Genomic DNA, 15,312 nt, shown 5'->3' with positions numbered 1-15,312 from the left:
TTAACCTGATATCAATTAGGCATCGATCATGATTTATCGTTTATAATCAAATTATAAATCAAGCGGGCACCCTTTTATAAAGAGGCCCTCTTATTATAGTAAAACGGAATTTCAACGTGCCGCCGGCTATTGTCCAGAATAAGGTTTGCAGCTACAGTACCCATATAGGAAAAATCGGTTGATATAGTTGTAATACCATTTAGAATAAGTTTTTTTAACGGTGTTTCGTTATAGGAGATAATCCCTACTTGTTTTCCTATAACAAACTGCATTGAAATTATTCGCTCAATCAAATTCACCAGGTCATCTTCCTTTAAATTAATAAAAACCTCACCCTCATTAATAGGCTCAAGTAAAATATCGCTAACTACCTCATGAGCAAAAGCATATTGCTGGCAAAACCGAATAAAACCGGTCACAATTTCAGCAGGGAAATAACTACGTTTTGGAAATATAATCTTAATAGTATGGTATTTACTCAATTGCTCCCGGGCTTGTTCTAAAGCTCCATAAATATCCTTTTCAAAATTTTCATAAGCCGCGGCATATTCCCCATCAATTCCCGGGATCTTTTTATCAAGCAGCACCAATTTTTCTTTAGGGATGGTATTGATAATATCCTTGGCAAACTCCCCCCCATCAATAAAGTGGGGAATGATCACAAAATGTGAGTAGTCACCGGCCTCACTGGTTAAAAACTTTTTAAACAGCTTAAAGTCATTATTATAAATATAAAAATCAACCGTCACATTATCACCTAAGGCACTGATAAAGTTATCATATATAATCTTTTTATGTGAACTTAACTTATTGAACATCAAGAATATCCGAAGCTCTTGCTTAAAATCACTATGCGCAATGTAATATCCCTTACCAGGTACAGAGTTAAGCACCCCTATTTCTTTCAGATGTTTATAACCTTTTTCTGCGGTATCCCTTGATATTTCCAGTTTATAACTTAGTTCATTAATGGATGGAAGAATGTCATCCTTTTTTAATTTTCCTTTTTCAACAGCCTTAATTATTGCACCCGAAAGCTGTAGATATTTAGGAGTAGATGAATGAACATCAATGTGAATGAGATCTAAAAATGATATTGGTTTCATTTGTTAACATTAGGTAGTAAGTGCTAAACCTCTTATCTTGTTTAAGATTCAAAAGGTCTGTTGGGGATTAAGATACGGTTAACCATCAAAAAAATGGCTATTTGCTAAATAGCATGCGTTATGGTTTGAATTTATTTAGGATAAATAGATATCCTCTTTTACAGTAATCCGTTTTTTATTCGAAATAGTAAGATCCAAAACCCTTTTCGGTATTGAACCTTACTTTCGCGGCTACTGGCTAACCAATTCTACGTCGGTTGGTACCACTAATATTTTTGTAAATCAGCAGTGCCATTATAGAGCAAGTTAAGCCCTTTAACATCAATGCCCATAATTCAATGGGCATTGATGTAGCTATTTTCTTAACCCCAAGCTTTTGCGCCCAAGCGAAATTGTGGTAAAAAACATTTATTGACCATAAAATTGTAATGACCCAAAAGAAATTACAGGTTCGTAAAAAACGCTTTTTACTGGGGGTTTTGTGTTAAGTTATCAAGCGTTACCTCACGTTGTGGTATGGGCAATAATAATTTATTTGTGGTTACTTTATATGAGCCGGCAGGTATGGTTGAAAACTGGGCCATTTGCCTTACTCCGTGGGCGTTCATCACTTCAACGGCCTTGCCTGTACGTAAAAGATCATACCAGCGATGATTTTCAAATGCGAACTCAACCCGGCGCTCCTGAAATATGGCGTCGCGGAAAGCGGCCTGGTTACTCACATTAAGTGCAGCATCGGTATTGCCGGCCGTTTTTGCAGGTAAATGTGCCCGGGTACGTACCTGATTTAACAGGTTAAACGCTTCGCCGCCAGCAGCAAAACCCTGCTCATTCAAACATTCGGCTATCATCAGTAACACATCAGGGTAGCGTAGTATCGGGAAATCGTCATTTGTTTTTCCCCTATCCACAAAACCGTGGTTATATTTGATGACATATGGCACCACTTTACCAGATGTTGGATCTTTGAAACTCAATGACAGCGACGCATCTTTACGTATATCTCCGGCTTCGTAGGCATCTACCATATCCTGTGTAGGTATATTATAACCGTTACCACTACCTAAGTTAGTTCCCGGATCGCCGGTTACCGTGCTACCTGATGTCCAGGGCGCAAATTGGTATAAAAAGTTGCTTGACAGGCCATTTTGCGACCCGAGATACTGGATCTCAAAAATCGACTCGGAGTTATTTTTATTGGCAGGATCAAAAACATTTTTATAATCGGGCAGCATGGTATATCCTAAAGCAGTTACCTTACGCAACGCCGTTAACGCATCGGCATAGTTTTTTTGTGTAAGATATACCTTGCCTAAAAGGGTAAATGCGGTACCCTGTGTTACCCTACCTATATCGGCACCGGTATATTTTGCAGGTAGTTTTGTAGCAGCATCCGTTAAATCGGCAACAATCTGCTTGTAAACGTCGGCTTCGGTAGCCCTGCCTTTTGACCTGGCGTCGCCTGGCGATTGTGTTGAGGTAATACGTATTGGTACACCGCCAAACTGCCTCACCAGGTTAAAATAATGAAAGCCGCGCAACAATTCAGCTTCGCCGGTATACTGGTTTTTAGCCGCATCAGACATGCTGATCTTGCCTACATGGTCAAGCACATCATTACAATGCGCAATGGCGGTATAGCTTTCCTGCCAGTATTGTTGTATTGGAGGCGCGGTAGCGCTTGATAAAAATTCGTCGACAAACTCGCGCTGCTCCAACCCACGGTCTGTACCATTGTACTGATAGGTTGTATTATCAGAGCGCATTTCGCCAAAAAGCCAATAACTGGTTAAGCCCATTCCTATGAGCGAGCTATAAGCTCCGTTCACGGCTTGTTTAATATCTGTTTCGGTTTTGAAAAAATTATCGCCAACAATGGTCGCTTCGGGCGTCTGATTCAAAAAATCCTTTTTACAACCTACCGTGATGCTGATAGCCAGGGTTGATATAAGTATATATTTTATATTAATTTTCATTGTATATCGGTTTAAAACTTTAAAAAAACTAAAAGGTTAAGTTTAGTCCAACAATCAATGTGCGGGCTAACGGATAATTAGTAAAATCCTCTCCTGGTGTAAGGGCGCTTGCACCGGCAGTATTCGCCTCCGGGTTGCCATTATATTTGGTAAATGTGACCAGGTTTTGACCGCTGACATACAAACGCGCCCCCTTGATAACGTTTGAGTGAGACAATAATGCAGGATTGAAGTTATAGCCAAACGTAACATTCTGAAGCCTTAAAAAACTGGCATTTTCTACCCATGATGAGTTAACATCGCGATAAATAACACGTGACCCGTTGGTGGTTGGTGTAAAGCCATCACCGGGGTCTTGCGGCGACCGCCATCTGTTGAGTACCTTTTTATCTACGTTAAATACACCGTCAATATTGAGCAGGTATTGGTTGGCAGTTTTTAACTCGTGCCCGCCCTGTGAACCTACAAATATCACGTTCAGATCAAACCTTTTGTAGGCAAAGCTATTGGTAAAACCATAATTAAAATTAGGCTGGGCATGGCCAATAACCGCAAAGTCTTTTACCGGCTCAATAATTCCATTCCCATCAACATCTTTATATTTTATTGACCCAACAACTGAGGTAACGTGTTTAGGCGAATTATTTAAATCATTCTGATCCTTATAAATACCCTCAACTACATAGCCAAAAAACTGTCCGATGGGTTGTCCTACTTCAGTTTTATGTGTGTAGGAACCTTCCCCGCTTAAACCGCTATAAATAGGATCATTGTTGGCATTTAATGCTAAAACCTTGTTTCGGTTAAAGGATATGTTAAAATTGCTTTTCCATTTAAACTCACCTTCCAGGTTACGGGTAGCTAAACCAAGCTCAATACCCCGGTTACGTATTTTACCCGAGTTAATGATAGCGTTGGAGTAACCTGATGACTGCGGGATTTCGCTGTTAAATAACATCCCGGTTGTTAAACGGTTGTAGTAGTCGGCAGTGAGGTATATCCTGTCTTTAAATAGGCCCAGGTCAATACCACCGTCAAACTCTTTGGAATTTTCCCAGGTCAGATCGGGGTTGTTCAATGAAGTGTTTACCCGCCCATTGGCCAGGTTGCCGTTAAAGGAATAATTAGCCGTTCCGATGTTGGAAGTATAGGTGTAGTTACCGATGTTAAAATTACCCGCCTTACCTAATGACGCGCGTACTTTAAGATCGCTTAACCAGGATACATTTTTCATGAAATCTTCCTGAGATGCGCGCCAGCCGATGGCTGCCGAAGGGAAGGTTCCATACCTGTTATTGCTTCCAAACCTTGACGAACCGTCTGTACGTACTGTAGCTGTAAGCAGGTATTTGTCTTTGTAACTGTAATTTACTCTTGCTAAGTAAGATATCAGTGACCATTTCTGAACATCTTCGCCATAACTCCTGATCAATGACGCAGCATTGATGGTTTTAACCAGGTCATCGGGGTAGTTATCAGCAAATAGTGAAATAGAATTGGAGCGCTCTTTTTGAGCAGTATAGCCTAATACAGCACTAATTCGATGGTCACCAATTTGCTTGTCGTAATTTACCAATAGCTCAGATAACCAGTTAAAGGTAGTATTTTTATAAGTGTTTGAATTGGGAACCACCGGAGCAGGGTTACTTTCGCCACCTACGGTAGAGGGGTTAAAGTTGAAAGAGTTTTCGCTGGTGTAGTCAACATTATAGCTATATTTTACTTTCAAGCCATCAATAACTTCCAGCTCGGCATAAGCTCCGCCCAAGCCACGAAAATACTTATCTGTTGTACCGGCAAATTGCAATGAGTTAAGCGGATTTGGAGCCCCGATTGCTCCCGGAGAGGTTATATAGGAGGTGCGGTTTCCGTTTGCATCAGTAACCGGTACAATTGGGCTGAGCCATAAGGTGCGGGTAAGGATATCACGCCCTCCTGAATCAAAATTGTTACGGTCCTGAACACTGTTAGTAGGTGCCAGGTTGAGGCCTACTTTTAACCGCTTGCTGATATTGGTTTCGATGTTTGAGCGGATAGCATACCGTTGAAAATTGGTGTATTTGATAACGCCTTCCTGGTTAACACGATCAACAGAAAAATTATAATGTGTATTTTCTGTTCCGCCGCTTACACCCAGATCCAGGTTATTTTGAAGAGCGGTTCTTAATACCTCATTATACCAGTTTGTTCCGGCGCCATATTGGGCAGGGTTACGGAATTGTACCGGAATATCGGCATCCGTTATGGGCACTCCCCTAAAAGCAAAATCATCTGTAATGATGTCTTTCCTAAACTGGGCATATTGTGTACCATCAAGCATTTGCGGACGCCCTTTCTGAGGAACAGACTGCGTACCCACATAAGAGTTAAGTGTTATTACAGGTGCGCCGGTTTTTCCTTTTTTTGTGGTAATCACAATTACCCCGTTTGAGCCTCTTGAGCCATAGATAGCGGTAGAAGAAGCATCTTTTAAAACGGTTACCGATTCAATATCATCGGGATTAATAACGTTTAGCGGGTTATATGTTTGCCCGGCCGTGTTGGATATTGGATACCCATCTACCACAAATAATGGATTATCACCCGCTCCAATGGAGCCTGAACCCCGGATCTTGATAGTAGATCCCCCACCTGGCGAGCCGGTTGTTGTACTAATCTGTACACCTGGAATCTGGCCAACCAGTTTTTGATCAACAGATAAAACAGGCAAATCCTTGATCTGTGCATTGGATAGTGTTGCTACCGCGCCAGTGAGATCCTTTTTTTGTTGTTTACCATAACCAATAACTACCACCTCATTCAAAGAGCCGCTCTTAGGGTTTAGTTTGATATTAATGGGGGCATTGCCTTCCACAGGTATTTCCCTGGTTTCATAACCGATAAAGGAAAATACCAAAATACTGTTTTTAGCCGCTGTAAGTGAAAATGTACCATCAGCAGCGGTAGCTACCCCCTGGTTACCCAGTTTAACGTGAACAGAAACACCCGGCAGCGGTGTTCCATCGTCGGCGCTGGTTACTTTTCCACTGATCTTTATGTCTTGCGCCATTACAGCGGCGCTACACAAAGCAAGCCATAGAAATAAGTAAAACCTTCTAAAAAGGAATTTTAGCAGTAAAAAATTTTTACTCATAATAGTTTGATAAAATGTTTATTATTTGGTTGATAATACGCTGCAAGTGACAGCCGTTATTGATACAGCCTAATTTCTATAAAACTTAAATGAAACACATCCTGCTGTATCCTGACAACTATCCTGTACAGTTATGAATAACAGACATTAAAACACTATTAATGAGTTAATTATGCAAAAACTTAAGTTATCTTTTTTCAATAAGTTGACTGGTAAAAGATTGACCGATAAAGCGCGACCAGGCAATCTGTTATAAACCCGTTTGGAGTTTGCAGATTTAATTTTTTGCAAAAGATTGAAATGAAAAGTAGGCCCGGAAGCAACGGCCAGAAACTAAAACATGCAACCCAAAATCACATCCGGTTTGCTATTACCGATACAATTTAGCGCGGGTGTCACGAGGATTATTTGATTGATATAGAATTAACTTATCCCTATGGAAAATTTGCAAAAACTTTTGGAAATTTTAAGATCTTTTTAATTTGAGGAGGCTTTATGATTGGAATCGTTGCGCCAGAGACAACGGTACCCATCGCTCCACTGTTCTATGTCTCGCAACTGTAGTAAATAGCTTTACATTAAAAAAAGCATCCATTTAGTGTTTCGCTTTATATTATTATTGAATCAATCTGTATCCGTAAAACAAAAAACAGTAATAACATAAGTCGCTTTGTTAAAAATAACGTAAGTATAATCCCAAGGCTTATTATAAAACCATTTGCTCCATCCACCGTACAATAAAAAATAGTTGATGTGGCTGTACCGGGAATTGCACAATGAGTTTACCTGTGCCGATGAAAGACGGAATGCTGTTGAATCATCAATTTTTCCTGTATTATAAACGCCTCCGTTATAAAGCAGGGCTGCAAGTTCGCCCGTTAGTAAAAAGCCTGCAGGCTGCATTTTAGCTACAAAAATATCCCTGCTTTTTAGGCCCTTCATGCCCGAGGCTTTTTCAAAAGCCCCATGCTGTAAAACCGTTCTTACAAAATCTATTTGGTTAAGTACATTTCGCGAACTGAACCACTGTAAAACCGGGTTAGGCTCAATAGCCAATTGAACCATTAATACATCGGCATTTATATATTGCAGTACACAAGCATCAAGGTAATCCACAAATTCCAGATCATATGTTTCCTTCAAAACCGTAATTGTTAATGCATATAAAGCCTTTTTAATTTCCTCTTTACCCGGCATGGCCTGGTTCCAGTCTGGTAATGTCAAATCCGTTTCGCTCATAATTGATCATCTATTAGTAATTTCTAAAAAATAGCTAAAAGATAATGGAGGCATTCCAGGCGATACACTTTCTGATCTTATTTTCATATTCAGTTTGTTAAACTATTTTATCGCATTAACCAATAATAAATTTAACGACAGATTAAACTGTCCTTGCGGTAGTTTTTTTAATTCCTGCCATGCTTCATATTGAAGTTGAGTGAAATCGTTGCAGGCATATCCTTTTTCAACCTCCTCATCAAAACGGATCACGTAGTTGGCTAATTCAAATGAATCAATTAAATAATTATGCACTTCTGTTAAGCCTACGTTAAACCCAGCATTGTTTAGTGAAAACGGTAATTGCCTTACTTTGTAACTATTTGGTATTCTATTATAGGCCACCCTGTCAATCAACTTTCTTTCAAAACCGATGTCATTTAAAAAGAAAGTGAGACTTAAGTAATCCGGCTCAACAATTTGCAATGTGCCGCCAGGTTTTAAAATACGGCAACATTCTTTTATAACAGATTCATGATCAATTACATGCTGTAATACCCTATGCACAATAATTTTATCAATGCTATTATCTTCAAGCGGAATGTGATCAGCATCGCTACAGATGAATTTAACATTAGTGTGAGTTAGATTATTTTTCCGAGCTACTGTTAAAAAATTCTCATCATTATCAATCCCTATCACGTTTGCACCGTAAGCAGCTATTTTAAACACCAGGTCACCAACGCCGCACCCTATATCACAAATAGTTTCGCCGGGCTTTGCAGCTAACAGCGCGAGGCTCCGGGTAATAGTTTTGGCTAAAACAACTTGCAGCTGATTTAAATAAGCCTCATCATAGGTCTTGTTACTCATACCGGTTAGCCTTATTAATTAAATGCTGTATCATTTTAGTTAACACAGGTTGCGGATCGTCCATAAATGATTGAAAGCCGGTAGGGAAGTTAATTTCCAGTAAATAGGGTTTACCTGTTTCACGTTCAAATAACAAATCTACCCCGGCCATTTCTAAATTAGCCAGGTGCACGGCTTTTATACATAGCTGCTTAGTAGGCTCATCAATCTCCATGGGCTCATAATGAGTGGCCGAAAGTATGGGGGCATTTCTGAAATCGTTTTCCTGAAAATAGAATTTCTTGCTTAAAATCACTTCATTTCCTAATACTATAACCCTTGCGCCATAGTCGGCATGAATAAATTCGCGCATAATAAAACTATCGGGCGTAGTAACCAGGTAATCAACTGTGGAGATCAAATTTTGCCAGGTTTCTATTTTGATGGTACCGATGCCGCGTGAACCGCCCGGCGATTTTATAATTAGGGGAAAGCCCCCCAGGAAATCAATATAAGCTTTTAATATAACACGGTTTTTTGTTAAGTGAAATATCGTTTTAGGCTGGGGCAATTTTGCCTTGGTATGAATAATAGTCCATTCGGTGGTAGAAGTGATAAGGTTTAGGTTTGGATTTTTTTTATAAAAAGTTGTTACTTCATCATTTAACAATAATGAAACAAGGGTTTGCGATCCGCTGGAAATATTGTATAATAAGTCTTGTTTAGATAATTTAGGTAATTTGGAATAATCGAAATCTAAACTATCTACGCAAAAGACTTTTAAACCCATTTTTACACAGGCAGATTTTAATAAATCTATCCTTGCCTGTACACCTTCATAAAAGCCTTCGTGAATTATATAAAATTTCATTTCAATACGTATATGTACATGATTTTTTCAAAATAATAGGGGAAAACTGATGGAAATGCGGGAACACTGCCCACCTCTAAAAAACCAATTTTATTAACCAGTTTAATTGCACCATAATTGTATTTATTTACAAAACCGTAAACAAAATGCTCATCAGAACCGGCCAACTCGTTTAAAGCGTATTTCATTAAAGGGAAAGCTATTCCTTTTTTTTGAGCATCCAATTTAATGTATGTACTTGATTCAACAGCTGTACCTTTTTTTAAAGGGGTGTGAAATATTGGGAAATAAGATTGCCACCCTAATAGTTGATCGTTTGTGGCATCCCTGGCAACCCAAATATTGTGATATTGATTACGTGATAAAAAAAGTTCGGTAAGATCTTCTTTACATTCATTTAATTTATCGGCTCCCAATGAGTAATCATTCACAAGATTAGTTTCATATATAGAAAGAATCTCTGGTAAATCATGTTCTTCAGCTATACGAAAAACAAGGTTGTCAACATTATCCATTTTTAATATTAATTCTTGGCTATTCATTAATTGAAATAATTTTTATTTAATAAAGTTGCTTCCCCCGTTATCTTTAACTGCTGATTTTCAACATCAAATATCTCATTCAAGTAAACCACCCTGCTTTTTTCGGGAATCAATTCCTTTACTGTAATAACCGCGATATAAGGTATATCAGTAAAAATTGGTTTGATGTATTTTGCAGATTGACTAAGCAAGATGTGCCCATCGGGATATAGTAATGTGCCATATATTTTAGAGAATATGCTTGTTGCAAAATATCCATGAACTATACATTTGCCAAATTCGGTTTGCCCCGCATATTCATTTGAAACATGGATTGGGTTGGTATCGCCTGATATTTTAGCATAGGTTAACACTTGTTCTTCGGTGAAAACAAATTCATGTTTAAAAGTGTCGTTTAATTTGGGTGGCATATATTTTTTACTTACTAAACCATTTGCCAATGTTTGCTTTTATACCTAAGTAGGCATTTATACTTGGGTGATAGGTGCCAAATACATCCCTGATTTCTCCTCCGATTGTAATGTTGAGACCTGAGTATTGTTCAGTAACTCGAAATTTAAATAATCCAAAAGGATGCACTTTTAGCGTAGTGAACTTTTGCAAAGAGGTATTGGTCGCATTTGGTATATAGGAGCCGTATGTATAACTTGTTATACCTAAGTTTGGATCTATATACAGGTTAAATTTATCTTGAGATGTTAGAAATACGGGCAAGCCTAAACTATAAAAACCGTTGGTCTCGACATCAGTTGCTTTTTGGAGCAAGAAACCCTTTCCGGATTGAAAAATAGGCGAATTTCCTAATGGCCGATTGGTAGTTTCGCTGCTTACTGTATCTGTTAAGAATTGCGTTTGAGTAGAAGTGGTTATTATTTCTGCCCGGAACGAGAGATAAAGGTTAACAAAATCGCTTCTTGTTTTATTAATACGAAAAGTAGGGTTTATGTAATAACTCCACTGATTGGAAGACAATTTTTTATGATCGATAAATGTGTTCTCTTTGTATTGGGTTTTGCCATTTAGGTAAACGCCAGTATCTAAGCGGATTCTTTGGACCCTTAGATTGGCATTTGAAGAATCAACAGTAAAATTCTGGAAATTGGAAACACCTAAAAAAAAGCCGAAGCGTTTGTCTTTTCCGAATATATCAGTGGCGTTAATCACAAGTTCTCCACCCAGCGTTTGGGGAAATTTTAAATTATTAGTAAAATCGAATGTTCCTCCCGTAAAAACCTCAAATGAAAGGTGCCTGTTAATCTGTTCCTCTTGTACGGTATACTGTAGTGCGTCGGCACTGCCATCATTCTTGGCAAAAACGTTAATCACAAATTCCGTATCTTTGGCGGCTCCTTTTTCGTCCTTATAATCAACGTTGATTTTTAATATTTTCCGAGGTAGGTTGGTGATCTTTTCTGCTTTTATAGCCAGTTGGATTATGCCTTTATATTTATTGGCCGCAGTCAATATAATCGGGGATTTTATAGATATAACATAGTCTTCTCCCGACAAAGCTGAAGACGTCGTGTCTACTTTGAAGCTCACCGTACAATCTTTAGTTGCTTTGGCAAGGGAAACCCCAATAGATATATTCTTATCGGCACTTGCTTTCTGAACATTCAATGGCGATGGAGTGTTAAATTTGAAGACCTGGGCTTGTGATAACAAACTGAGTCCAATAAATAATACAAATAGAATAAAGGTTTTCATACGATATGATAATTAGGCTTAATAATTATTATTGTTACACGTTTCCTTATTTAGGATAACATCATATTGTAAAATTGCATATAAAGCCAACGCCTGTAAATCACACATTTGGGTAGTACCAGGAATAGAAAAAGAAGGAGAGTTTTACAGAATACGCTCTATAAGCGCCTTAGAGATAGCTTCCTTACCGCAGTTTACATGCAGCTTGGTGTAGATGTTTTTTAGGTGCGACCGGGCGGTATCAAAAGAGATAGTTAATTCGGACGCTATCATTTTTGAGCTATAACCTTTTATTAGCAGTTGCAGTACATCCAGTTCGCGCGGGGTTAAATTATATTGGGTTGATCTGATATGTTTAAAGCTATTCAATACCTTACGGGCGATGGACGGAGACATGGGTGCGCCACCGTCTTTTACCTCCTGTATAGCCTCAAAAAGCTTACCCGGTGGTGTTTTTTTAAGCATATAGCCATTGGCACCCGCGCAAAGGCACTCAAACAGCTTGTCCTCATCCTCAAAAACGGTAAACATAATTACGGCGGTAAAAGGCATAGCCTCCTTTACCATTCGTACCCCCTCTACCCCGGTTTTGCCGGGCATGTCAATATCCATTAATACCACATCAGGTTTATAAATGCGCACGGCCGAGGCGGCATCGTTGCAGTTATTGTAATCGGCCAATACACTAAAGCCTTCAGTATTATTCAGCAAGAAGACAAGCGATTCTCTCAACCTATCGTTGTCTTCAAATAATACCAGGCTAATGGAGTTCATCTGTCTAAATTAATTAAATAATTTATGCTTCAACTCACCCAAATGAGTGAGTTAAATTATATAGCAATATGAATGTGTGTTCCTGCTTTATTTGTTTCAATATTGATAGTGCCTTTCCACCGGGCAACGCGATTATTTAAATTTTTAAGACCATTACGATGAGTTTGTAAGCTTTTATCAAATCCTTTACCATTATCGGATATAGACATTATTAATTGTTGCTTATTAAACCTCATGTTAATTTCAACCTCTGTGGCCCCGGCGTGTTTATGTATATTATTCAATATCTCTTTATAAATCAAAAAAACATCCCTTCGCTTTTCCATTTTCAAAGCATTGGTGCCGGCTTGTTCCTCTAATTTTATAGTGTAAAGGATGCCGCTATTTTCAAAAACCTCTGCTGCATAGCGACGCATCCGGCTAAACGTTTCTCCCCAGTTGTCGTTGTGCGTGTTTATACTCCATATAATATCATCAAGCGACTGGCTGGAAGTTTGCACCTCTTCGGATATACGATCTAAAAACTTATTCGCTTGCGATGGATTTTCGAGGCTCTTTTTTGAAAGTTCAGATAATATATTAATGTTAGATAAAGTAGAGCCTATATCATCATGCAAATCGGTAGCAATACGCTGTCGAATTTGGAGCAATTTAAACAACTGGGCAATACGGTAACGGTACAAACCATAAACAACTCCCATGAATAGTAGTATTGCAAGTATAATAAACCAGGTTTTTTTATAAACAGGTCCACTTATTTTAAGTATGATATTTGAGATGGCGGCATGGCCTACATTATCCTTTTTTACATATTTAATCAGGAAGTTGTATTGGCCCGCGGGGACATTGGTATATGAAACATAATTACGCTGGCCCGCGTCTATCCAGGCCTTATCATACCCCTCCAATTTATAATAATAATGAAACTGTAGCGGAGAGAAAAAATCAAGCGCCGCGAAATTAAAGGCAACAGAATGATTTTGGTATGAGAGATTAACTGTTTTTTTAAATGGTGCTGCGGTTTCATTTTCCACGGGTTCATTATCCACCAATATTTTAGTAAAAACTACAGAGACGTTTTTATTTTCATTCCTGAACTTTGAAGGATCAAACAGGTTAAGCCCGTTAATGCCGCCAAAAAGCAACATGCCGTTACTGCTTTTATAGTACGCGCCGGTATTAAATTCATTGCTTTGTAAACCCTGTACCGATGTATAATTGGTAAATTGCGACGGAATGGGTTTGCCATTAATAATTGCAGGGTTAAATCTGCTCAGCCCCTTATTGGTGCTTACCCATAAATCGCCTATGTCATCGGGTAAAATTCCATAAATGGTATTGTTGGGTAAGCCCTCAGCGGCTGTCAGATGCCTGATTGTTCCGTTTGTTATATTATAAGTTATTATGCCCGCCCCACCTGTACCAATCCACAATAAAGGTTTTTGATAATAAAGGCTTTTGATATTGGTTTGGGCGCTAAAATAGGTATTTAGCTTTTTTGACTGCGGCATATCAAAAGTTTTGGTGATTGTATTAAAAAACCCGATGCCTGTTTTTTCAAAACCTATACCCAATGTAGTGTCATTTATGCCAATAATGGTTCGTATGGCATCCGTATTATCACCGGGCACATAGTTGCCAACCAAACCCTTTTGTTTATCTAACAGGCATAGCCCGGCGTTGCCTGTGCCTACCCACACATTGTCATTAGCGGCAGGGTACATACACCAGATTGTTGCATCGGGGATGTTTAGGTTGGCTGATGCTTCCGGATGGTACCATTTAATTGTTTTGCCTTTTACCGGATCAAAAAGTAACAAACCATTATCCTGCGTACCTATCCACAATAAATTTTGCTGATCATTATAAAGCGAAACTATCCTATCCGGATTGTAAATGTCTTTTTTATAAGATGTAAAATGCCAGGTTTTAAATATTCCTTCCCGATAGTTAATTTCGGTTAAACCATTATTGGTTGTACCGGCCCAGATATTTGCGTTCTTATCTGTTGTAACAGACCTCACCAGTGCTACATCTACGTTTTGCGGCACAGTTTGATTATTAAATAATATAAAATTACTCCGGCTTTCATTATAATAGCTCACGCCTCCCCCATCGGTACCAATCCAGATACCTTTGTTGGCGTCCTGTTTAATAGAAAGCACATCGTTAAAAGGTAACGAGGACAAGTTTCTTTTATCATTAACTAATTGTTTTATAATTGCTGCCTTATTATCAACAATAAACAATCCGTCGCCGTAAGTGCCAAACCAAACTTTACCGCTATAATCGGCCAACATTGCCTCAATAACCAGGCTTGGTGATAGCTGCCCTTTACCATAACCATTGAATTGCTTAAAACAATTTTCATTCTTTCTTTTAAGAAACAAACCATTGCCCCAACTACCCAGCCACATATTACCTGCCTTATCTTGGGTAATGCAGCTATAAAGAATTGTTTTGTCTGGCTTCTCCGTTTTACACTCAAAAGGCTTGAGCTCGTCATTTTCAAGATAGTTTAAGGTAGTTCCCAATATCCATAATCGCTTGTTATAATCTCTGTATAAAGCATTTATGGCGGGGTGGTATTTATTGGTTGGTACGTTAAATTCCCTGGCTATTTTACCGGTGTTGTTATCGTATAAAATAAGTTTACCGCTTGCCGTACCTAACCACAATTTTCCGTAATCGTCAGTCAGCATACAGGTTAAAACCTGCTTCACTTTGCCCGATATGATATTAACCGGTATAAAAATACCATCGATGAGATTAAGCTTTTCTAAATTCCCGCCCTTGGAGATAACCCATAAAAAATGGCCATCTGCCGGTATAATCTTCCCTAATTTGTTATTGAAGCCCGAGGTAATATCGTCGAATTTTTTGTCGGCAATCAAAAAGTCTATACCATCATAACGGTTTAAACCGTCCTGTGTAGCTAACCAGGCAAATCCTTTTGAATCAAAAGCAATATCAACAACGCTACTTTGTGATAGGCCCTGATTTATGCCCGCATTATTGAAAAACACATTAGTATATTGCGCAGAGGCAAACAGGCAACAAAATAAAAGAGCTATAGTTAAAAAAGCATTCTGAATTTTGTTCACGAGATATGTTACCCTCTTATTGTAATATC

Annotated in this window: 11 protein-coding genes; all 11 read right to left on the bottom strand. The window is 38.6% G+C overall.

All coding sequences use genetic code 11. The features are described from left to right. Positions 1-74 precede the first annotated feature (74 nt). Positions 75-1,106, bottom strand: coding sequence for a GntR family transcriptional regulator (locus tag FHS10_RS04980; RefSeq protein ID WP_259088189.1), 1,032 nt, complete (start codon positions 1,104-1,106; stop codon positions 75-77). A gap of 467 nt (positions 1,107-1,573) precedes the next feature. Next, entirely contained in the window at positions 1,574-3,082 is a 1,509-nt protein-coding gene (locus FHS10_RS04975) for a RagB/SusD family nutrient uptake outer membrane protein (protein ID WP_259088183.1), read from the bottom strand. A gap of 28 nt (positions 3,083-3,110) precedes the next feature. Further along, positions 3,111-6,215, bottom strand: coding sequence for a SusC/RagA family TonB-linked outer membrane protein (locus FHS10_RS04970; protein WP_259088182.1), 3,105 nt, complete (start codon positions 6,213-6,215; stop codon positions 3,111-3,113). Between the two features lie 624 nt (positions 6,216-6,839). After that, a complete protein-coding gene (locus tag FHS10_RS04965) occupies positions 6,840-7,454 on the bottom strand; it encodes a hypothetical protein (RefSeq protein WP_259088181.1) in 615 nt (204 codons plus the stop codon). Positions 7,455-7,556: 102 nt separating this feature from the next. Further along, positions 7,557-8,306, bottom strand: coding sequence for a methyltransferase domain-containing protein (locus FHS10_RS04960; protein ID WP_259088180.1), 750 nt, complete (start codon positions 8,304-8,306; stop codon positions 7,557-7,559). Further along, complete coding sequence (locus tag FHS10_RS04955; protein ID WP_259088179.1) at positions 8,299-9,156, bottom strand: ATP-grasp domain-containing protein; 858 nt, start codon at positions 9,154-9,156, stop codon at positions 8,299-8,301. Before FHS10_RS04955 ends, FHS10_RS04960 begins: the two co-directional genes overlap by 8 nt. Further along, positions 9,153-9,698 (bottom strand): GNAT family N-acetyltransferase, encoded by a 546-nt coding sequence (locus tag FHS10_RS04950; RefSeq protein WP_259088178.1) that lies wholly within the window; start codon positions 9,696-9,698, stop codon positions 9,153-9,155. The genes FHS10_RS04955 and FHS10_RS04950 overlap by 4 nt, the downstream gene beginning before the upstream one ends. After that, positions 9,698-10,108: a MaoC family dehydratase gene (locus FHS10_RS04945; RefSeq protein WP_259088174.1), complete on the bottom strand. Its 411-nt coding sequence runs from the start codon at positions 10,106-10,108 to the stop codon at positions 9,698-9,700. The genes FHS10_RS04950 and FHS10_RS04945 overlap by 1 nt, the downstream gene beginning before the upstream one ends. 7 nt (positions 10,109-10,115) lie before the next feature. Further along, on the bottom strand, positions 10,116-11,405 hold the full coding sequence (locus FHS10_RS04940) for a hypothetical protein (RefSeq protein WP_259088173.1): 1,290 nt from the start codon (positions 11,403-11,405) through the stop codon (positions 10,116-10,118). Between the two features lie 144 nt (positions 11,406-11,549). Next, positions 11,550-12,179 (bottom strand): response regulator, encoded by a 630-nt coding sequence (locus tag FHS10_RS04935; protein ID WP_259088171.1) that lies wholly within the window; start codon positions 12,177-12,179, stop codon positions 11,550-11,552. A 56-nt stretch (positions 12,180-12,235) separates the two neighbouring features. Beyond that, positions 12,236-15,283: a ligand-binding sensor domain-containing protein gene (locus tag FHS10_RS04930; RefSeq protein ID WP_259088170.1), complete on the bottom strand. Its 3,048-nt coding sequence runs from the start codon at positions 15,281-15,283 to the stop codon at positions 12,236-12,238. Between the last annotated feature and the right edge of the window lie 29 nt (positions 15,284-15,312).

It is taken from the genome of Mucilaginibacter dorajii (genome assembly GCF_024808255.1).
GTDB lineage: Bacteria > Bacteroidota > Bacteroidia > Sphingobacteriales > Sphingobacteriaceae > Mucilaginibacter > Mucilaginibacter dorajii.
Note: the sequence above shows the minus strand (reverse complement) of the source record. Positions and strands in the feature narration are given on the sequence as shown.